We start from the raw sequence: 255 nt of genomic DNA, 5'->3' as shown, positions 1-255 counted from the left end.
GAGCACCGCTTCACGAGTTGAAGCAAATCAAGCTTTTAATTGAAGAGTTTGATCATGGCTCAGATTGAACGCTGGCGGCAGGCCTAACACATGCAAGTCGAGCGGTAGCACAGGAGAGCTTGCTCTCTGGGTGACGAGCGGCGGACGGGTGAGTAATGTCTGGGAAACTGCCCGATGGAGGGGGATAACCACTGGAAACGGTGGCTAATACCGCATAACGTCTACGGACCAAAGAGGGGGACCTTCGGGCCTCTT

Annotated in this window: 1 rRNA gene; it reads left to right on the top strand. The window is 54.5% G+C overall.

The features are described from left to right. Window positions 1–36: 36 nt before the first annotated feature. Window positions 37–255, top strand: a 16S ribosomal RNA gene (locus tag AC2AXP_RS22785); the annotation flags it as partial.

The sequence above is a fragment of the Serratia sp. Sp408 genome (assembly GCF_057180665.1).
This window is presented reverse-complemented; position numbering and strand designations above follow the sequence as displayed.